The following is a 20865-nucleotide window of genomic DNA, read 5'->3' as shown; positions in this document are numbered from 1 at the left end:
TACAGAAGGAAATAATCATAGACTTAAGTTGATAAAGCGGCTCATGTATGGGAGGGCAAAATTGCCACTTTTGAGAGCAAAGGTTATACCAAGACCATTTTTTTATACCCGATGGTACCCAAAATTGCGGAAGAACCGAATTCTACACCATAATTTCTCACGACAACGATCAGGGTTGCAAAATCGCAAGCGATTTTGTACTATAATAAAATAGATTGTAAAAGTAAATAAATATTAAGAGTATTATAAGATTGAGGTGTTAAATGGATAATACATATATAATAGCAGGGCTTGGCAATCCGGGAAATAAATATGACAATACCAGGCATAATGTGGGGTTTGATGCTGTTGATCTTTTGGCTTATTTGAATAACATAAGCATATCAAAGGTCAAGTTTAAGGCTCTTATCGGGGAAGGAAATATAGAAGGAAAGAGAGTTATACTTGTAAAGCCTCAAACCTTTATGAATTTAAGCGGTGAGAGTTTAAGAGAAGTAATAGAATGGTATAAAATACCTGCTCGGAATATAATAGTAATGTTTGATGATATCGATCTGGAGCTTGGAAAGATCAGAATAAGACCTAAGGGCAGCTCGGGAACCCATAACGGAATGAGAAACATTTTGTATCAGATACAGTCTGACGAATTCCCCAGGGTCAGAATTGGTATAGACAGGCCGCCGGAAGGCTGGAACTTGGCTGATTATGTGCTGAGTAAATTTAGCCCTGCAGAAAGAGGGACTATTAATGACAGCATTAAAAATGCTGCACAAGCAGTTGCTGAAATATTAAAATCAGGTGTTGATGCAGCAATGAACAAGTTTAATAAGTAATATCAACATAATAAATTAAGAAGGCGGAAAAATATTCATGAATTTTTTAGTTAATCCATTATTGGAGTTAAGTGAGTATAGCGGAATAATTAATTCCATAGGTAAAGGCCAGTCGGTTGTGATAACGGGACTGGCAAATTCCCAGAAAGCTCACGTGGCATATTCAATATGCCGGCACGCCGATAAAAAAGGGATTTATATTACATTTGATGAGTTTGAAGCGAGAAAGATATATGAAGATTTTTACCTGTTCTTCAAAGAGGACGTGCTCTATTTTCCGTTAAAGGAAATTACCCTTCATGATGTGGAGGCAAAAAGCAGGGATAATGTTTTTGAAAGGCTTCAAATGTTAAACCGGATTATGGAAGGCAATTACAGGCTTGTTGTGGTTTCCGTTGATTCATTGGTTCATAAGCTTATACCGCCAGAATTGTTTGCTGAAAGCATATTGGAGATGCAGGTCGGAAAAAGAATAGATCTGTCTCTGATGCAAAAGAGGCTGGTAACCATGGGATATGAAAGGGTTTCGGTGGTAGAGAATAAAGGTCACTTTGCCGTGCGTGGAGGAATTATAGATATTTTTCCTATAAATTACAACCTGGCAGTCCGTATTGAGCTCTTTGATGATGAAATAGACTCTATAAGGGAGTTTGACCCAGATTCACAGAGATCGGTAGAGCAGTTGAAAAGTATTAAGATAATTCCTGCAAGAGAGATTATTTACAATGAGGATAAGAGGGATGCCATAGTAAATGCTATTGAAGCAGACCTGAACGAAGTCCTAATAAAAGCCGGTAAGGAATACAAAGCCTTAATCCGTCAAAACATCACCAACGATATTAGCAGATTTAAGGACAGCTATTATTTTGAGGGAATTGACAGATATATAAATTACATAATTGATAAACCCTCAACTCTGCTTGATTTCACTTCCGGCTGTTTGGTGTTTGCCGATGAGAGCGGGAAAATGAAAAACAGGGTGGAGAATATCAATTTTGAATTGGAAGAATCCTGCAAAGGGTTGATGGAGAAAGGAAGGCTCCTGCCGGGTTGCTTTTGTTCAAAGTATGAATTTGGGAGGATTGAAAGGGTCTTAAGGGAAAATAATACAGTTTACTTAAATACATTTCTAACTGGAAGCAGTAACGCCTATAATGCAGAAAGGTTTGATATATCTTCCAAAGCTACAGGCTCATATTTAAACCGCATGGATTTCCTAGTTAGCGATATACGTGATTGGAAGGAACGCAAGTACAGGATTTTAGTGCTGACAGGTACCAGGGTAAAGGGTGAAAAGCTTAAGGAAACATTAGCAGCTGAAGGGGTAGAATCTGTTTTTAAAGAATCCCCGCCTGAGGAAATACTGCCGGGGCAGGTAATGCTCACCACAGGAAGCCTTAACAATGGCTTTGAATACCCCAAATTGGGTTTTGTTGTAGTGAGTGACAAAGAGGTATTCGGTAGAGACAGGAAGCACAGAAAAGCTTCAGGAAAAAACAAGGGAAGCAAAATTAATATATTTACCGAACTAAACGTAGGCGACTATGTGGTTCATCAAAGTCACGGTATAGGTCAGTATGTTGGGATTCAGCAGCTTAATGTGGACAATGTAAGAAGGGATTATCTTAAAATCAGGTATCATGATAGTGACTTTTTGTATATTCCTACAAATCAGCTTGATTTGATCCAGAAATATATAGGGTCTGAGGGAAAGGAGCCAAAGCTCCATAAGCTTAATGGTACTGATTGGGCAAAGACAAAAAGCAGGGTTAAGGAATCATTAAAAGAGATTGCAGAAGAGCTTGTCAAACTCTATGCAAAAAGGCAGGCTACAAAAGGATATGCTTTTTCTAAAGATACAGTCTGGCAAAAACAATTTGAAGACTCTTTTCCCTATGAGGAGACTGACGACCAGCTTAAGTGTATTGAAGAAGTAAAACAGGATATGGAAATGGGAAAGCCTATGGATAGGCTTCTATGCGGTGATGTGGGGTATGGTAAGACTGAGGTGGCTATAAGAGCCATTTTTAAGGCTGTTATGGATGGAAAACAGGTGGCCTACCTTGTACCTACTACAATTCTTGCCCAGCAGCACTACAACAATTTTGCAGAGAGAATGAAGGAGTTTCCAGTGACTGTGGATGTTATAAGCCGCTTTAGAAAACAGTCCGATCAAAAGAAGATATTAAAGAATGTGAAAGATGGAAGCATAGATGTGCTTGTAGGGACTCATAGGCTTCTACAGAAGGATTTGCATTTTAAGGAGTTAGGGTTACTCATAATTGATGAAGAACAGCGATTTGGAGTGGCACATAAGGAGAAAATCAAAAACATTGCTCCAAATGTTGATGTATTGACTTTGACTGCAACACCTATTCCCAGGACCCTTAATATGTCTTTAGTCGGGATAAGAGACATAAGCGTCATTGAAGATCCTCCGGAAGAACGACAGCCCGTAGAAACCTTTGTAATGGAATACGATCCGGAAATAATAAGGGATGCAATAAGACGTGAAATTTCAAGAACGGGGCAGATATTTTATCTCTATAACAGGGTGGACTCCATTTTAAAAAAGGCATCGGAATTGCAGGCATTGGTGCCGGATGCAAGAATAGCTGTAGGGCATGGTCAGATGGATGAGAAAGAACTGGAGGATATAATATACAATTTTATAAATGGAGAATATGACATGCTCGTCTGCACAACCATAATTGAATCAGGCCTTGATATGCCGAATGTGAATACAATAATCATCGAAGATGCTGACAGGATGGGCCTTGCACAGCTTTACCAGTTAAGAGGAAGAGTAGGAAGGTCCAACAGGCTTGCATATGCTTATGTAACATATAAAAAAGATAAAATATTATCCGAAATAGCAGAGAAGAGGCTCCGGGCAATAAGGGAGTTTACAGACCTTGGTTCTGGCTTTAAAATTGCAATGAGGGATCTTGAAATAAGAGGTGCCGGAAATCTTTTAGGAGCTCAGCAAAGCGGACAAATGGAGTCTGTAGGGTACGATATGTACTGCAAGCTTTTGGATGAGGCTGTTATGGAGCTGAAAGGCGAGAGTCCTGATATAAATAACCAGGAGATAGCAATTGATATTAACATAAGTGCGTATATAGATAATGATTATATTGGCGTGGAAAATCAGAAAATCGATATGTACAAAAAAATTGCTTCTATAGCAAGCCAGGAGGATATTAGCGAAATTGAAGACGAACTTATAGACAGGTATGGAAGCTTACCAAAGTATGTAAGCAATCTTCTAACCATTGCCCATATAAAATTTCTTGCCAGGGAATGTGGATTTTCTTCAATTGCCCAAAAGAATGGTTCTGTAATTTTCCACTATGTAAATGAGTCCTTTATGGATTTATCCATAATCAATAAACTCATGGAAAACTACAGAAGAAAGATAATGTTTAATGCCAGCAGTAAGCCATACCTGACACTCCTCATTAAAGGCTTAAAGGGAGAGGAGATATTAGAAAATATTAAAAACCTCCTAATGAACATTAAAAATTTGCAGGATGGGAAATAATCTATTATAATCTATATTAGGCATGTTCTCAAATTCATAATTGAAGTTGGCCAACAAATTATTATTATTCAAGCACAAATATATTACATCATCTTAAAATAGAGAGAAAATGCCGGCAAATTTTGGTAGAGGGGAAATTGAAAATGATAAGTAATACCAGGATAGTTATTGTTGCAGTATTTTTGGTGCTTGCCATAGTTGTTGGAGGTACGATAGCTTACCAGGTTCATGAAAGCTCCAATAGCTACGTAGCAACTGTAGCCGGTGAAAAAGTAACAACTGCAGAATTTAAGTTTTTTCTAAGGATGATTAAAAACAATTATGAAACAAAGGCTGGTGTAGATTACCAGTCCGATGATGCAAAAAAGAATTTTTGGAAAACCACAACCAATAAGGGTGAAGCAGCAGAGGTAACTGCAAAAAATGATGCCTTACTGGAAGTTCAAAAGTTTAAGATTATGCTTATGAAAGCAAAGCAAGCAAATATAACTTTAGACAATACAGACCTTGATAAGGCCAAGCAGACAATGGATAATATTGTACTTGCAGAAGGAGATGGGGATAAAGCCCAGGCGGAGAAGAATATAAAAAAGAAATACTGGATAACCCTCTCTGAATATGATGCTATTTATAAGAATTATATGCTGGCTTTCGGGAAATATGCAAGTATTGAAGCAGATAGCATAAGAATTACCGATTCCCAGCTTCTAAAAAAATATACCGAAGCTATGAATAAAGAGGGTAAGATAACTGTTTGGGAAGTGTTCTTAGAGACAGTTGACCCTTCTTCAGGAAAGCCGCTTGCAAATGATAAGGTCAAAGAAAAGACAGATCTTGCCAAGGAGGTATATTCCAAGGCCAAAAATGGAGAAAATTTTGACACACTTGTGGCCAATTATACCGATGATGTTGGTGCAAAGCAAAACGGCGGAGAATTTTCAGTCACCAGAGACGAAAAAATGCCTCAGGAATATATAGATTGGGTGTTTAACGCCAAGGAAGGCGATATTGGGCTTGTAACCACCAATAGAGGCTATTATGTAATTAAAAGACCTAGATTTGATGAATTAAAAGATAGTTTAAAGAGGACATATCAATTGGATGAAGTAAACAAGAAGCTTGAGGAATGGATGAAGGATGATCATTACAAGATGAATGTTAATAAGGGTGCACTAAACTCAATAAAACTGTACTAATATTTAATAAATTTGGCCGATGGTTTAAAAAAACTGTCGGTTTTTTTATGTCTAGATAATTATGTAGAGCATCACAATTTCTCGAGATAACATCAAGGGTGCAGAATCGCTTTATGGTATTGTTCTGATCTTTTAGTAATAACCTTTTCACAAATCAACCTATAATGTATAAAACTCCAATAAATTATCAATAATAAAATTGTACTGAAAATCTAATTAATAGGAGGTAATAATTTTGAGGGCAACTGGAATAGTAAGAAGGATAGATGATCTTGGAAGAGTTGTAATTCCTAAGGAAATAAGAAGAACATTGAGAATAAGAGAAGGGGATCCTCTTGAAATATTTACTGATAAAGAAGGCGAAGTTATCCTAAAGAAATATTCTCCGATAGGAGAATTGGGAGAATTTGCAGCTCAATATGCTGAGACCCTTCATAAAACAATAGGTCATATTACTTGCATAGCTGACAGGGACTCAATAATTGCAGTATCAGGAGCTTCAAAAAGAGACTTTTTGGAAAAACAATTAAGTTCCGACATAGAAAAGGTTATAGAGGAAAAGTCAGTTTTCCTGGTTAAATCACCTGATGAAAAAACCATCTCTATTGTAGCTGATGAGCCGGGAGACAGAAGGTATACTGCTCAGGTTGTATCACCTATAATATCAGAAGGAGATCCTATTGGAGCTGTTATTCTTTTATCCATGGATCCTAATACAAGAATGGGAGAGGTAGAGGCAAAACTTGCACAGTCCGCATCCGGATTCTTAGGGAAGCAAATGGAGCAGTAATATTATTAAACGAATTATTGCCATGATATTTAATAATCACTTAAACTTGGAAATAGCTAAAATATAACTTCCGCTATAAATTTTGCTATATATTAAAGGCGGAAGTAATATTTTACTAGTCCATTAATTAAAATAACAGGATTTTAAAGAATACCTGTTATTTTTATATTGAAAGTAAATGTTGATTTTTATTTATTTTTATTGCATATTTACATTTAATAAATTATACTATTTTTCAGAAAGAAAACTATATTAACAAAAGTTGCACTTTTTATTAGGTTTTCTACAGTATTGTTATATAAAAACTAAGGTATTGGCGGGAGAATAATTATGCTTAAGGATAAGTACGAATTTAAAGATCTTGTGGACATTATGGAGCTTTTAAGAAGTGAAAATGGGTGCCCATGGGATAGGGAGCAGTCTCACGATAGCTTAAAAAAATATCTGATAGAAGAGACCTATGAAGTACTAGAAGCAATTGATCTGAAGGATAAGGATAAAACAACAGAGGAATTGGGAGATTTGCTTTTACAAATTGTATTCCATTCCCAGATTGGAAAGGAAGAGGGCACTTTTGATATTGGTGATGTAATAACAGCAGTTTCAAGGAAAATGATTTTAAGACATACTCATGTTTTTGGTGAAGATAAGGCTGAAACTGCAGATCAAGTGGTTGACAACTGGGAAGCTATCAAAAAGAAGGAAAAGGGACTTACCAACCAAACCAGTGTTTTAAAGGATGTGCCCTCTAATCTTCCGGCATTAATGAGGAGCTACAAGATACAGCAGAAGGCAGCTCAGGTAGGATTTGACTGGGACAAGACTGAGGATGCAATGAGAAAGCTGGATGAAGAAATTCTTGAATTAAAAGATGTATATAAGAGTAAAAATGTGGAAAGAATAACTGATGAGCTTGGTGATGTGCTATTTTCCGTTGTTAATCTTGCAAGGTTCTTAAAGATTCAACCTGAATTGGCTTTAACGGGAACTATTAATAAATTTATTAAAAGGTTTGAATTCGTAGAGAATGAGGGCAAAAAAGCCGGTAAAAATCTTGAGGAAATGACATTGGAAGAAATGGATAAGTTGTGGGATATGGCAAAGGATAAAAGTATTTAATTTAGCAATTATCTTTGGAAAGTAGTTGGGATTTATTACATAACTTATCAGCTTTAAAATAGATAAAACTTTTATATAATAAGTTTTATTTTGATAAAGCATACTAAGCTGCACTTTTCGAAGATGGTTATATATAGCAATCAAAACTTAAGGAGGAAAAAGATGAACAAATCAGATTTAATCACTAGCATTGCTGAAAAGAGTAATATGTCAAAGAAAGACGCAGAAAAAGCACTTAACGCATTTATTGAAAGTGTTGAAGAAGCACTTAAAAATGGTGACAAGGTTCAGTTGGTAGGCTTTGGATCTTTTGAAGTTAGAGAAAGAGCTGAAAGAAAGGGAAGAAATCCTCAGACTAAGGAAGAAATAACAATACCAGCAACTAAGGCTCCAGTATTTAAAGTTGGAAAAGCTTTAAAAGACGAAGTAAATAAATAGTATTATATATGTATAAGCTATTCTAAGAAGGTAAAAATGGGCGAGCCGTGGAAGGTCGCCCATTTTTGCAAAGATGAATTTAAGTAAGTGGGGTGAAGGAATTGCGGATTGACAAGTACCTTAAGGTATCTAGACTTATTAAAAGACGAACATTGGCAAGTGAAGCATGTGATCAGGGAAGAGTAAAGATTAACGGAAAAACAGCAAAGCCTTCAAACGAGGTTAAGGTTGGAGATACGATAGAAATTCAATTCGGTAACAGCAATGTGAAGGTAGAAGTAGCATCCATATCTGAAACAGTCTCCAAAAGTGATGCTAAAGGAATGTACATAGAAAAAGGTGATTGATATAATCACTTTTTTTTATGTCTAGGAAATTATGGTGTATACACACCACAATTTCCCACGACAACGGTCAAGGTTAAAAATCACTTTGTGATTTTTTATGTCTATGTCCATTTATAAGGTATTTTTAGATGCTCCCAAGCATAGGAATAGATATGTGGATAAAATACCGTAATACTAAATCATATGGTATTACAAACTAAAACACATCTATTAAAGGGGAGAAAGACTATGATTGAGGACAAAAAAAGTATAAAACAGCAGAAAGTTCAAAATTTAATACTTGAAAACAGGGAGAGGCTTAGCATTTCCGGTGTTTTAGATGTTGAAAGCTTTAACGATGAGTGCGTTATAGTAGATACTGAACTTGGAGTTCTGACAGTAAAAGGCGAAGATTTGCATATTAACAAGCTTAATCTCGATAATTCGGAGCTTGATATCGAAGGTGACATCTGTTCTTTGGAATACAGTGACAAAGAAGGCGGCAAGTCAGGTGGTTTTTGGGCAAAGATGTTTAAATAAACTGCCTGAGGATAAATTGTATTTTTGATAATAGCTAAAGGACTAATGGTTGGGATAATATATGTCGATAAGCAATCAAGTAAATATCTTTTTATGGTCTGTTTTTGGAGGAATGTTAATATCTTTTGTATATGACATATTCAGAATCAAAAGGAAGACCATTAAGACTAACAACATAATAACATATATTGAGGACCTTCTATACTGGAGCATATCGGCAGCGATTATGTTTACCATTGTATACATTGGAAACGAAGGTGAAATCAGGGGATATATTTTTCTTGGAACCATTATAGGGGCGGTTTTATATATACTTCTATTAAGTAAGGTGGTCATGTATGTATCCTTAAGAGTTATTGAATTTCTCAAAAGGGTACTAAAAACATTATGGCGAATACTTATTTATCCTATAAGAGTTATCTTCAGGTTCTTCTCAATACCATGCATTTTTATATATAAAATTTTTACAAGAATTTTAAGGAACTCAAAAAGGGTAGCAAGGATAAATTTGGATAAGTATAAAATATCAAATAGAATCTTTAGAAACAAAAGAAAAAAAATATAAGTATCAAAGAAGGATTTACAAATAAGTTATTGAATTATAAAATATAGGTGTTAAAATGTTTGTTAATGTCTATGAAATTATGATGTATGCTACACCACAATTTCTCACGACAATAACCAAGGATGCAAAATCGCAAGCGATTTTGTACAAAAGAGGAGTTATGGTTATGAAGAAAAAGAGAAAGAGTAAATTTTGGTTCATCGTTATTGCTTTGATTCTTTTATACTCAGGCTACATAAGTGTTAGCCTTAAAGGGCTTTTAGATTCTAAGAAAGAACAGCATGCAGATTTGGAGAACAAGATTACTCTTCAGAAAAAGCAGGGTGCAGATTTGGAAAAGCAAATGAAAAATGTCAACAGTGATGAGTACATAGAAAAGATGGCAAGGGAAGAGCTTGGAATGGTTAAAAAGAATGAAAGAGTATATATTGATGTGAATAGATAATGTAACTGTCTGCTAGGAGTTTTGGGAGCTTAATAGGGTATTGACGAAATGCATTTTTTGAGGTATAATTAACTTACCCTATTTATATTCCAAGGAGGATAATATTTTTTATGCTGGTTGAAGTTGGCAAGATAGTTGAAGGTAAGGTCTCCGGTATAACCAGTTTTGGGGCTTTTATTCAACTGCCGGAAGGAAAAACAGGTCTGGTGCACATTTCTGAAGTTGCTGAGGAATATGTCAAAGACATAAGGTCACATCTCAAAGAAAATCAAGTTGTTAAAGTGAAGATTATTTCAGTAGACAAAAACGGTAAGATTAGTTTATCTATTAAGAAAGCTCAAGAATCCAATACTAATCACAGAACTGTTAAGCCTGTTGATATTGACTGGAACAGAAATAGCACTGATAACCTGTCATTCGAAGAGCGACTGGCAAAGTTCATGAAGGATAGTGATGAAAAGCTTCATGATTTAAAGAAAAATTTTGAATCCAAAAGGGGCAGTGGTGGGTACAGAAGATCTGCTCAATTTTAAATGATATCAACTTAATTGATTATATTAAATATCCGGGTAAATTACCCGGATATTTGTGTATATATGGGGAATGATGGTGTACTCTACACCCAATTTCTCATGATAGCAATTAAGCTTTTATAGAAATATAAAAATAGCACAATTTAACATTAAAAAGTTATTGACAAACAACAATTAATGTATTACAATGTAAAAGTCGCTGATAAGTGATGCAGATATGCCGGAGTGGCGGAACTGGCAGACGCACAGGACTTAAAATCCTGCGGACTAATCCTCCGTACCGGTTCGATTCCGGTCTCCGGCACTAACATCACTTATAATGCGATTTTCATATCGCGGGGTGGAGCAGTATGGTAGCTCGTCGGGCTCATAACCCGAAGGTCGTCGGTTCAAATCCGGCCCCCGCAACTAAAATAAAAATGACTTATTCACATGAATAAGTCATTTTTATTTTTTAGGGAATTATCTTATTTTATAGTAATATCCAAATATTGAATAAACACTTTTAAATGTTATGGAATTAAGTGGGAAGTGTTTTCGTACATTAAGGCTTTTTTAGCATTATTAACAAATATAATTTTCATGATAATGATACAAAATATTATTAAATAAACATTATAAAAACATTATCCATTAGGAGGTTTTGTTATGAAAGGATGGAACCCTTTTGGAAAGATTGATATGGAAATTGGAAGTTTCTTAGAGAAGTCACCCTTCAACAAAGAATATGGAAAAGATGAAAGCACATCTGAGCTAAAGGAAAATGAAAAGAAAAGGGCATCAGAAGAAAAGAATAATACAAAGGAATAGTTAGGGACCCAATAATACATGAGGGAGTGTAAGGGATTATGGAAGGTAATAACACCCAAGGTTTGAATTTCAGTCAGCAATTTAATATAAATGAAGTTTCATTTGACAATGTGAATAAGGAATTTGAAAGTAAATTCAGAGAAAGATATAAAGATTCGCTAAGTTTGATGTCGGACAGTCATGATAAGTTGGAGAATGCTACAGGTGCCAGTTCTTTGAATACGCTTGAAAAAATGGCTCGAAACATAAAGTATTATAGCAAGAATTCCGACTTCGAAGAAAGTTTCGAAGAAGTATTAAAGGAAGCGGAGAACAATAATCAAACTTGAGGGCAGAAAAATAATAGTGTTCCATAAGTGATTAGGAAACCTTTATAGGGAGCGTACAAATCCAAATAAAAGAGGATCGTGGATGACCAGGATCTTCTTTTATTTATTATTTATATTATTTAGATATTTTTTTTGGAGGAAATATATAAAATAGTGGTAAGTATAGATGGATAATGGATTTTATTAAGCTATGGAGGATTGGTTTTATGAAGGTTAAATTCATTAAAAAAACAAAAATAAAAAAAGAAAAATCAATATTGGATGTAGCCTTGGACTTAAATTTAAAGATAAAGGCGAGTTGTGACGGAAGGGGAAAGTGTGGAAAGTGCATGGTCAGGGTAGCAGACGGAGAGGTTTCGGAGTTGTCAAAAGCTGAAAAAAAGTTTTTAAGTGATGAGCAGATTGAGAAGGGATACAGGCTTGCATGTGAAACAAAGATAATTGGGGACGCAAAGATTGAGCTGATAGATTAGAACCATTTTAAACTAGTCTATCGGAAATATTCTTAGGCAGGAACAAAAAATAACTTCCGCTATAAATTTCGCTCAGGTGTTGAATTAACTCGTCAACACCCGGGGTGCATGGCGAGCAGTTTAGTGAAGCTAAACCACCAGATACGTAGAAAGCGAATGTAATTTTTTAATCATACATTAAATAAGCAAAAATGTTTTTCAAAACAAATGGTTTATGTTAGAATATAATAAATTCCCAACAGTGTGCAAAAAGGATATTATAAGGCTAAAGGTTGCAAAATCTCAAGTGATTTTCTTCTTTGGTCGTTGGAACATAAATTTACAAGGAGTTGGTTGTATTGAATATGCAGGAGATTGCCATAAAGGCTAAAGAGGCTTCCATTAAGCTTTCTGCTGTTAGTGGAGAATTGAAGAATAAAGCCTTGGAGAACATTGCGATAAAGCTTGGAGAAAGAAAAAATGAGATTGTAGAGGCTAACAAGGAAGATTTGCAAAGGAGCGAAAAAGAAAACCTTGCAGCTCCTTTATTAAAGAGGCTTAAATTCGATGAAAGCAAAATAAATGATGTCATAGAGGGTATAAAAAGTCTTATAGGTCTCCCAGACCCTGTCGGGGAAACACTATCTTCTACTGAGCTTGATGAAGGTTTGGAGCTTTACAGAGTTACATGCCCTATCGGCGTGATAGGAATAATTTTTGAATCAAGACCTGATGCATTGGTTCAGATATCCACACTTTGCTTAAAGAGCGGAAACAGTGTTTTATTAAAGGGTGGCTCAGAGGCGAAGGAAACTAACAGGATTTTGACAAAGATTATAGATGAAGCAACTATTGAGGCCGGCATGCCAGAGGGTTGGATCAGTCAAATTGAAACAAGGTCGGATGTAAGTGAAATGCTGAAAATGGACGGTTATATAGACCTTATTATTCCTAGGGGGTCAAATGAGTTTGTAAGGCATATAATGAATAATTCCAGGATTCCTGTAATGGGGCATGCTGACGGAATATGCCATTGTTATGTTGAGGAAGATGCTGATACAGATATGGCTGTAAGGATCGTTACAGATTCCAAAACTCAGTATGTTGCAGTTTGCAATGCAGCTGAAACACTCCTTGTAAATGAAAAGATTGCAAGGGATTTTCTACCTGCACTTAAGGCAGAACTTGACAAAAAGGATGTTGAGCTTAGGGGATGTGAGAAGGTTCGGGGGATTGTTGATGCTAAGTCTGCAACTATGGATGATTGGGCAACTGAGTACCTTGATTATATTCTGTCCGTTAAGATAGTAAAGGATTTGGACGAAGCGATTGAGCATATAAATCGTTATGGATCGGGACATACCGATGCAATTATTACGAAGGATAAAAATAAGGCAGCTAGGTTTATGAGTCTTGTGGATTCGGGAAATGTATTTTGGAATTGCTCAACAAGGTTTTCTGATGGATTCCGTTATGGTTTTGGTGCAGAGGTAGGTATAAGCACAAGTAAAATTCACGCGAGAGGTCCTGTTGGGTTGGATGGTCTTATAATATACAAATACAAGCTCATTGGAAATGGTCATATAGTAGATGATTACTCAAAACATGTAAGGACATTTAAACATAAAAAAACCGATAAAGATTTTCCTATGTAAAAATTAATAATGTGCCGATATTTAGAATATATTCATTTATCAAATAAAAACACTTTAAATTTAAAGTGTTTTTTAATAAGAGTAAGTTGTTTGGAAAGGTGTGAAGTTTTTTGAGCTCATTACAAAAGATAAAAAAGGGGAGAATTGCTTTTGTATTATTCATATTTGTAGCCATGATAACTGCCTTGATTGGCAGGTTTGTCTGGCTTCAGATCATTGAAGGCGGCAAGCTAAGTTCAGCGGCTTTGGCACAGCAGACAAGAGATACATTGATATCCCCAAGAAGAGGGAATATTTATGACAGGAATAGAAAAGAGCTTGCAGTGAGTATACCCTATTATACAATATCCGTGTGCCCTGAGAATATCCACAAGCTGAAGGAGGATGCGGACGAAATAGCATCAATGTTGTCCCAGATTCTTCAGACCGATAAAAACGAAATTTCAAAAAAGCTGGCAAACAAAAAAAGTAAATACCAGCTTATAAAAAGGAAAGTGGATAAGGATACCTCCGAAAAGATTAAGACCTGGATTAAGGAAAAAAAGATTGAGGGTGTTTATCTTGAAGAAGAGCCGAAAAGATACTATCCTGCTGGCAGTTTAGCTTCACATGTTATTGGGTTTACAGACTTTGAAAACAGTGGGGTGCTGGGTATTGAAAGAACCATGGATAAATACCTGAAAGGAAAACCTGGTAAAATTTTGAGTGAGGTTGATGCAGGCGGTCAGGGAGTAATGCCTGGAGAAAGCAAGGTCATCGATGTAAGGGATGGGTCAAATATAGTCCTTACAATTGATGAAGTGATTCAGGATATAGCAGATAGGGCTTTGAGTGAAGCTATAACCCAGTTTAAGGTTGTTAACGGGGGGACTGCAATTGTAATGGATCCCAGGACAGGTGAAATTCTTGCGATGGTTTCAAAGCCTGATTTCGATTTGAATAAGCCCACCGGTGTGCCGCAAGGGGCAGATCCAACCAAATGGAAAGGTACCGGAGAGAATGAAGGGAAATTCTTATGGAATTACATATGGAAAAATAAAACACTTGCTGACACTTATGAGCCTGGTTCAACATTTAAAACCATTACTTCTGCCATAGGTATAGAAGAAGGACTGGTTACTCCCGATACAACTGTTAACGATTTTACATACAGACTAACTCCCAATTCACCTAAAATAGATTGTCACCTACCCAACAGGCATGGAGTTGAAAGCTTCAGACTCAGTATGTATAGGTCTTGTAATCCTGTATACGCAAAGCTGTCTCAGGATGTTGGATTAGATAGATTTTATGGGTATATGAAAGCCTTTGGGTTTTATGATAAGACAGGTATAGAACTTCCTGAAGAACTTGGCGGTATATTTCAGGAGAAGCCTACAAAGTTGGATATGGCTGTTGCTTCCTTTGGACAGAGGTTTACAATAACGCCTCTTCAGCTAATAACGGCATACTCGGCTATTGCCAACGGAGGAAAACTTTTGGAACCTCATATAGTAAAAGAAATAACAGACCAGGATGGAAATATAATTGAAAGAAATGAACCTGAGGTTGTTAGAAATGTAATTTCAAGGCAGACCAGTGAAACATTAAAGGATATACTATTAGGTGTTGTCAGTGACCCTAACGGTACAGGAGGGAAATCATACGTAAAAGGGTATGGTGTTGCTGGTAAAACAGGTACAGCTGAAACAACAAAAAATACAAACAGATTAGGCTTGCCTGACTTGGCTAAAAACCTGAATATTCCATGGGCCGTGCCCATTGATTATAAGGATGAAGAAAGATATGTGGCTTCCTTTGCAGGGCTTGCACCTATCGATAACCCTGTAATTACAATATTGGTTACGCTGGACTATCCCAATATGAAAGAACACACAGGGGGGTATGTAGCGGCTCCCGTAGCTGGAAAAATTATTGAAGAGACACTGGAACATTTAGGTGTTGAAAGAAAATACACAGAGCGTGATAAGAAGCTTATTCCAAGGGAATACACTGTCCCTGATGTAAGAAATATGGATATTGAAAACGCTGCTGCAGAATTGAAAAAAAGCAAGCTTGATTTTATAAAGGAAGATTTGGGAGATGTTAAGAACACAAAGGTTATATCCCAATACCCAAAGCCGGGGACAATAGTAAGGGAGAATTCATTTATTACACTGTATATGTATAAAACCGATAAGCCTGTAATGGTAAAGGTACCTGACTTAAGCAAGAAAACTGTTTTGGAGGCCATAAATACACTTAATGATATTGGACTTAATATAAAGGTCAATGGGGAAGGTTTTGCTGTTTCCCAATCAGTTTTACCGGGCAAGGAAGTTCAAAAAGGATATGAGGTAGGAGTAAATTTTGAAACGGGCAGTAATCTGGATGACTAGAAGTGACAGACTTTAGTTATACATAATCTATTATCAAATGAAAGGAATGTTTGAATGAACTGGATAGATAAGCTTGAAAGGAAGTACAAACGTTTTTCCATTCCCGGGTTGGTAAGGTATATAGTTATAGTAACTGCCATATTGTTCGCGGTAAATGAGTTTTCTCGAAGTAACAGTGTGTTTGGTTTATTGGCACTGGATGCTTCAAGAGTCTTAAGCGGGGAAGTCTGGAGATTGATATCCTTTATTTTTGTTCCTCCGGGTTTGGGTATCATAGCAGTTATATTTATGCTTTACATATTCTATATGTTTGGTACATCTATGGAAAAGTACTGGGGCAGTTTCAGGCTGACGCTCTATTATTTTATCGGTATGGTTTCAGCAATAATAGCTGCTTTTATAACAGGATACGGGACATCTGAGTTTATCATTCTGTCCATTTTCCTTGCATTTGCTTATATAAATCCTGACTTTAAGCTTCTTTTGTTTTTCATTATACCGGTTAAGGTTAAATACCTTGCTTGGTTTGAGCTTTTGTATGTGCTGTACACCATAATGTTTGGTTACCTGTATGTTAAGATTGCAGCAATATTATCATTTACCAGCTTCATTATGTTCTTTGGCAGTGATATGTATCAAAGATGGGTGGGGCCCAAGGTTAAGAAGTTGATAAAGCAGCAAAAAAGAAGGAAATTCAAGGTTATTGTGCCTGAGAGAAATTTTAAGATTGTTCATAGGTGCAGGGTTTGCGGAAGAACATCAGAGGATTACCCTCAATTGAAATTTGGCTATTGCCGAACTTGCGGAAGTGATTATGAATACTGCAGCGATCATCTGGGGAAACATAAACACTGATCTGCAGATAAAAGTAGTCAAATGTAAGCTTTTTGCACTTTTAATCTAATTAAAGCATTAACCGGATTTGGTCTTCAAATCCGGTTAAAATTATTATTTGTTCTATTTTATAATGTTGTTGTGGAGGTGTATTCCACCTTTATTGTGTCGTCTTTCTGCCTTGCAAGCTTTGCTTTATTCCCTCTTCCGTCTTCAATATTGAGCTTTTCAAGCTTGCATTCAACAAAAAAATTAACAACGGTTGTTTCAACAAATCCAGCCCAGTTTTGTTTTTTTTCGATAATGTCTGAAGAAACCTCTAAGATTTCCTCAATATTATTGTTTTCATTTGTAGACATGTTTTTCACCTTTCTTCGTGTTTTATTTGAAATATTAAAGTTGACAACATTATTATCTTACCACCTTTAATCGGTTCTTGGAAGTATTAAAGAAGAAATTCCATCAATGTCTTAAGCTTCTTATCAAGAAACCCGGGTATATATTCATGACCGAAATATCTGAACACAGATATTTCCTTTGAGCATTTCATATGGTTGAATGCGGCAAACACGGTTGATGGAGGAGTAATTGTGTCAACAAGTCCTATTGATGTGAGGCAGTGACATTTAATATTAGGTGCAAGATTCATCATATCAAAATATGAGAGGGTCTTTTTGGCTTCAATCTCAATTTGAGGATCTGCTGAATTACGCCTGAAAAATTCATTCAATTCACCATATGGCCCCTCTGGACAAATATCTATTGCCCTATTAAAGTGAGACAGAAATGGGTATTCGGTAACAGAAAGTACCGGAATTGGCGATAATGCTGCAGTAGCTAAAGCTAAGGCACCACCCTGGCTCTCTCCCACTACTGCTATTTTGTCTTTGTTGACGCCTTCGATAGATGCCAATATTTCCGCAGCTCTAACCGCATCCATGTAAACCGCTCGATAGTAGTATTTTTCAGGTGATAGCAAGCCCTTGGTCATCCAGCCTGTGCTGTGTCCATGGGTGGATACTACATTATCAATGCTGTCTCCCTGCTGGCCCCTGCAGAACATAAAAAGTACGGCATATCCACGAAGGGCATAATTAGCCACATCATGATGCCTGCCGTCAAAAGCCCAGTTATAGCCATGAAAATGCAGTATACCCGGATGAGGACCTTGGGTCTGTGGAATTGCAAACCATCCTGATATATGGGAATTATTAAAGCCCTTAAAGCTGAGCTTATACATTTTTATACCCTTGGCAGGATAATCAATGGGGTCAAGAGAATACTCCAAAGGGACAGATTCTAATTCGGAAAGAGAATTTTCCCAGAATGCGTTGAAATCTTTCTCTCTTGTCAGAGCTGGTAAATATTCTTTTAATTCACTTAAAGGCATATCATAGGGTTGATTCATAATGTTCCTCCTTAACTGATTTTGTTGTCCAAATGATTCATTTTCATATAAACATTAACCATTTTCGTGACGATATTAGTATAGACTTATGTTTTAGCTATTGAAAACATACGGTGACAAATTGAAACTGCTATTTTTAATATACTATACAATGTAATATTTTTCAAATTAATTAAGGAATAAAAATAATCAGGGAGTGTGATCATATGCCAAGTGTTTTAATAGTTGATGATGCAGCATTCATGAGGACATCGCTGAAACTGATGCTTGAAAGGAATGGTTTTACCGTTGTGGGAGAAGCAGAGAACGGAGTCGCATGTATTCAGAAGTATGTAGAGCTAAAGCCCGATATAGTTACAATGGATATTACAATGCCTATCCTAGATGGTATAGAAGCAACCAAAAAGATTAAGGAATTGGATCCAAAAGCAAAAGTAATCATAGTATCGGCAATGGGGCAGGAGGCATATGTGAGGGATGCTGTAGTAGCAGGTGCCAAGAATTTTATAGTAAAGCCATTCAAGGAAGATCATGTCATGAAAGTTTTAAATTCATTGTAATATCCCGGTATTGCTTTATTAACACATAATAAGAAGAGGTGGTTTAATTGTCTGATAACTACAGAGAGCCTATGTTGGAAATGTACAAATTTGAGACAAATCAACTTATTGAGCAGTTGGAGCAGCTTATTATCTCAAGCGAAAAATCCAGTTGCTATTCTCAGGAAGCCATTAATGAGATTTTTAGAATTATGCATACAATAAAGGGCTCATCTGCAATGATGCTTTTTAATGGAATCTCTACTCTGGCACATTCAATAGAGGATTTGTTTTTTTTTCTGAGAGAATCAAAGCCTGCTAAGGTGGATTACATTAAACTAAGTGATCTTATTCTTTGCTGTACGGATTTTATCAAGGAAGAGCTCTCAAAGATTGAGAGGGGGATTGAGCCGGATGGTGACTCCGGAGATCTGGTAAATAACATCAAGACATACCTTGGGGATTTGAAAGGAGTTGGAGGCATTTCAGCATCTGAGAAAGCAGCCAGTTCCGAGGAAAAGACTGCTGATAATAAAAAACAGAAATATTATATTACCTATAGCTTAAATGGTGATACTGTAAAAACTTGCTTCAGGGCTGCTTTGTATTTTGACGATGGCTGCGAAATGGAGAACATTCGTGCCTTTTCAGTCCTACATTCTTTGAAGGATGTAGCACAAGATATAATGAGTGAGCCATCGGATATTATTGAAAATGAAGAAAGTGCCCAAGTTATAAGGGAAAACGGGTTCAAGATGTTTTTTAACAGCAACAGCTCCTTTGAAGACATTGAAAAGATCCTCAAAGAGACGATATTCCTAAAAAAGCTTGAGTTGGAAGTTGTGGAGAAGGGCGAGGCGGCTCCAGCAATTAAGAAAAAACCGATAATAGATCTTGAAAGCCCTAAACCTGTTATGCCTGAGTCTGCAAAACCTGAAAGGGAAAAGGAGCAGGCTGGTAAATCCACGCAGCAAAACATAATAAGCGTAAATGTAAGCAAGCTTGACAAACTTATGGACCTGGTTGGGGAATTGGTTATTTCTGAAGCAATGGTTACAAGCAATCCTGATTTGAGAGGCTTGAGCCTTGATAATTTCAGCAAGGCGGCAAACCAATTGAAGAAAATCACCAGTGAGCTTCAGGATATTGTCATGTCTATTAGAATGGTACCTCTATCTGGGACTTTCCACAAAATGAATAGAATTGTCCGAGATATGTGTAAGAAGCTCAATAAGGATGTAGAGCTTGAAATACTAGGTGAGGAAACAGAAGTTGACAAAAATATAATTGAAAATATATCCGACCCATTAATGCACCTTATAAGAAATTCAATTGATCATGGTATCGAAACAAAGGAAGAGAGAAAACAAAAAGGTAAGAGTGCAAAGGGAAAAATAACCCTGGAAGCTAAAAATGAGGGCGGAGAAGTAATAATCATTGTAAAGGATGACGGAAGAGGACTAAACAAGGATAAGATACTTCGAAAAGCAATTGATAACGGACTTATTCAGGATACAGGCAAAGACATTTCCGAGAGGGAGATTTTTTCAATGATATTTTTGCCGGGGTTTTCCACAAAGGAGAATGTGACGGAGTTTTCAGGCAGGGGTGTGGGTATGGATGTTGTGTCAAACAACATTGAGAAAATCGGCGGAATTGTTAATGTAGACAGCACAGTTGATGAAGGAACCACAATGACTATAAGGATACCCCTGACTTTGGCAATAATTGACGGTATGAATATAAGAGTTGCTAATTCAACATATACAATTCCTATAACATCAATAAAAGAATCCTTTAGGATAAAAGAAAATGAACTTATAACAGATCCGGATGGAAATGAAATGATAATGGTCAGGGGAGATTGCTATCCTGTCATTAGGATACACAGGCTATTTAATATAAATGATTCCATAACCAATATACATGAAGGTATTACAATTATGGTAGAAAGTGAAATGAATACAGTATGCCTTTTTGCGGATGAGCTTTTAGGCGAACAGCAGGTAGTTGTTAAGGCACTTCCTCAATATATTAAGAAGGTCAGAGGAATCGCAGGCTGTACGCTGCTTGGAGAAGGAACCATTAGCCTTATTCTTGATATTGCAGCAATTGTAAAAAATAAATAAGC

Annotated in this window: 21 protein-coding genes and 2 tRNA genes; 21 read left to right on the top strand and 2 right to left on the bottom strand. The window is 36.4% G+C overall.

The genetic code is table 11. The features are described 5' to 3' along the window. The first annotated feature begins 263 nt into the window (after positions 1-263). From pth to VIO64_RS16340, 19 genes are all read left to right on the top strand, one after another. Positions 264-833: an aminoacyl-tRNA hydrolase gene (gene pth / locus VIO64_RS16430; RefSeq protein ID WP_331920199.1), complete on the top strand. Its 570-nt coding sequence runs from the start codon at positions 264-266 to the stop codon at positions 831-833. A gap of 37 nt (positions 834-870) precedes the next feature. Beyond that, the gene (gene mfd / locus VIO64_RS16425) at positions 871-4377 is read left to right on the top strand and encodes a transcription-repair coupling factor (protein WP_331920197.1); all 3507 of its coding nucleotides are present in this window, start codon (positions 871-873) and stop codon (positions 4375-4377) included. Between the two features lie 143 nt (positions 4378-4520). Beyond that, positions 4521-5573 (top strand): peptidylprolyl isomerase, encoded by a 1053-nt coding sequence (locus VIO64_RS16420; protein WP_331920195.1) that lies wholly within the window; start codon positions 4521-4523, stop codon positions 5571-5573. A gap of 235 nt (positions 5574-5808) precedes the next feature. Beyond that, entirely contained in the window at positions 5809-6363 is a 555-nt protein-coding gene (gene spoVT / locus VIO64_RS16415; RefSeq protein WP_331920193.1) for a stage V sporulation protein T, read from the top strand. Between the two features lie 330 nt (positions 6364-6693). Continuing rightward, entirely contained in the window at positions 6694-7482 is a 789-nt protein-coding gene (gene mazG, locus VIO64_RS16410) for a nucleoside triphosphate pyrophosphohydrolase (RefSeq protein WP_331920191.1), read from the top strand. A 123-nt stretch (positions 7483-7605) separates the two neighbouring features. Beyond that, positions 7606-7920 carry an HU family DNA-binding protein gene (locus VIO64_RS16405; RefSeq protein ID WP_331920201.1) on the top strand — a complete coding sequence of 105 codons (315 nt, stop codon included), beginning with the start codon at positions 7606-7608 and terminating at the stop codon, positions 7918-7920. A gap of 101 nt (positions 7921-8021) precedes the next feature. Beyond that, positions 8022-8267, top strand: a complete 246-nt coding sequence (locus tag VIO64_RS16400) for an RNA-binding S4 domain-containing protein (protein WP_331920189.1) — start codon at positions 8022-8024, stop codon at positions 8265-8267. 228 nt (positions 8268-8495) lie between these two features. Further along, on the top strand, positions 8496-8786 hold the full coding sequence (gene yabP, locus VIO64_RS16395) for a sporulation protein YabP (RefSeq protein ID WP_331920187.1): 291 nt from the start codon (positions 8496-8498) through the stop codon (positions 8784-8786). A 61-nt stretch (positions 8787-8847) separates the two neighbouring features. Beyond that, positions 8848-9351 (top strand): spore cortex biosynthesis protein YabQ, encoded by a 504-nt coding sequence (yabQ, locus tag VIO64_RS16390; RefSeq protein WP_331920185.1) that lies wholly within the window; start codon positions 8848-8850, stop codon positions 9349-9351. A gap of 166 nt (positions 9352-9517) precedes the next feature. Beyond that, positions 9518-9796, top strand: a complete 279-nt coding sequence (locus tag VIO64_RS16385; RefSeq protein ID WP_331920183.1) for a septum formation initiator family protein — start codon at positions 9518-9520, stop codon at positions 9794-9796. Between the two features lie 110 nt (positions 9797-9906). Continuing rightward, entirely contained in the window at positions 9907-10329 is a 423-nt protein-coding gene (locus VIO64_RS16380; protein WP_331920181.1) for a S1 domain-containing RNA-binding protein, read from the top strand. A gap of 219 nt (positions 10330-10548) precedes the next feature. Beyond that, a tRNA-Leu gene (locus VIO64_RS16375) sits at positions 10549-10633 on the top strand. A 30-nt stretch (positions 10634-10663) separates the two neighbouring features. Next, positions 10664-10737, top strand: a tRNA-Met gene (locus VIO64_RS16370). A gap of 240 nt (positions 10738-10977) precedes the next feature. Further along, entirely contained in the window at positions 10978-11139 is a 162-nt protein-coding gene (locus VIO64_RS16365) for a hypothetical protein (RefSeq protein WP_331920179.1), read from the top strand. Between the two features lie 38 nt (positions 11140-11177). Further along, the gene (locus VIO64_RS16360) at positions 11178-11468 is read left to right on the top strand and encodes a hypothetical protein (protein ID WP_331920177.1); all 291 of its coding nucleotides are present in this window, start codon (positions 11178-11180) and stop codon (positions 11466-11468) included. Between the two features lie 206 nt (positions 11469-11674). Beyond that, complete coding sequence (locus VIO64_RS16355; RefSeq protein WP_331920175.1) at positions 11675-11941, top strand: 2Fe-2S iron-sulfur cluster binding domain-containing protein; 267 nt, start codon at positions 11675-11677, stop codon at positions 11939-11941. Positions 11942-12285: 344 nt separating this feature from the next. Then, a complete protein-coding gene (locus tag VIO64_RS16350) occupies positions 12286-13575 on the top strand; it encodes a glutamate-5-semialdehyde dehydrogenase (protein WP_414705294.1) in 1290 nt (429 codons plus the stop codon). Positions 13576-13685: 110 nt separating this feature from the next. Further along, the gene (locus tag VIO64_RS16345; RefSeq protein WP_331920171.1) at positions 13686-15953 is read left to right on the top strand and encodes a penicillin-binding transpeptidase domain-containing protein; all 2268 of its coding nucleotides are present in this window, start codon (positions 13686-13688) and stop codon (positions 15951-15953) included. Positions 15954-16007: 54 nt separating this feature from the next. After that, positions 16008-16808 carry a hypothetical protein gene (locus VIO64_RS16340; RefSeq protein ID WP_331920169.1) on the top strand — a complete coding sequence of 267 codons (801 nt, stop codon included), beginning with the start codon at positions 16008-16010 and terminating at the stop codon, positions 16806-16808. Positions 16809-16915: 107 nt separating this feature from the next. Here the strand turns inward: VIO64_RS16340 and VIO64_RS16335 are convergent, their stop codons facing one another. Continuing rightward, positions 16916-17146: a hypothetical protein gene (locus VIO64_RS16335; RefSeq protein ID WP_331920167.1), complete on the bottom strand. Its 231-nt coding sequence runs from the start codon at positions 17144-17146 to the stop codon at positions 16916-16918. Between the two features lie 86 nt (positions 17147-17232). Beyond that, positions 17233-18195: an acetylxylan esterase gene (locus tag VIO64_RS16330; protein WP_331920165.1), complete on the bottom strand. Its 963-nt coding sequence runs from the start codon at positions 18193-18195 to the stop codon at positions 17233-17235. 206 nt (positions 18196-18401) lie between these two features. On the opposite strand from VIO64_RS16330, the gene VIO64_RS16325 reads away from it, so the two are divergent. Beyond that, positions 18402-18755, top strand: a complete 354-nt coding sequence (locus tag VIO64_RS16325) for a response regulator (protein WP_331920163.1) — start codon at positions 18402-18404, stop codon at positions 18753-18755. A 47-nt stretch (positions 18756-18802) separates the two neighbouring features. Further along, positions 18803-20863: a chemotaxis protein CheA gene (locus VIO64_RS16320; RefSeq protein WP_331920161.1), complete on the top strand. Its 2061-nt coding sequence runs from the start codon at positions 18803-18805 to the stop codon at positions 20861-20863. The last annotated feature ends 2 nt before the right edge of the window (positions 20864-20865 follow it).

It is taken from the genome of Pseudobacteroides sp., from assembly GCF_036567765.1.
GTDB lineage: Bacteria > Bacillota > Clostridia > Acetivibrionales > DSM-2933 > Pseudobacteroides.
The sequence above is the reverse complement of the archived record's forward strand: the minus strand, read 5'-3'. Positions and strand labels throughout refer to the sequence as shown.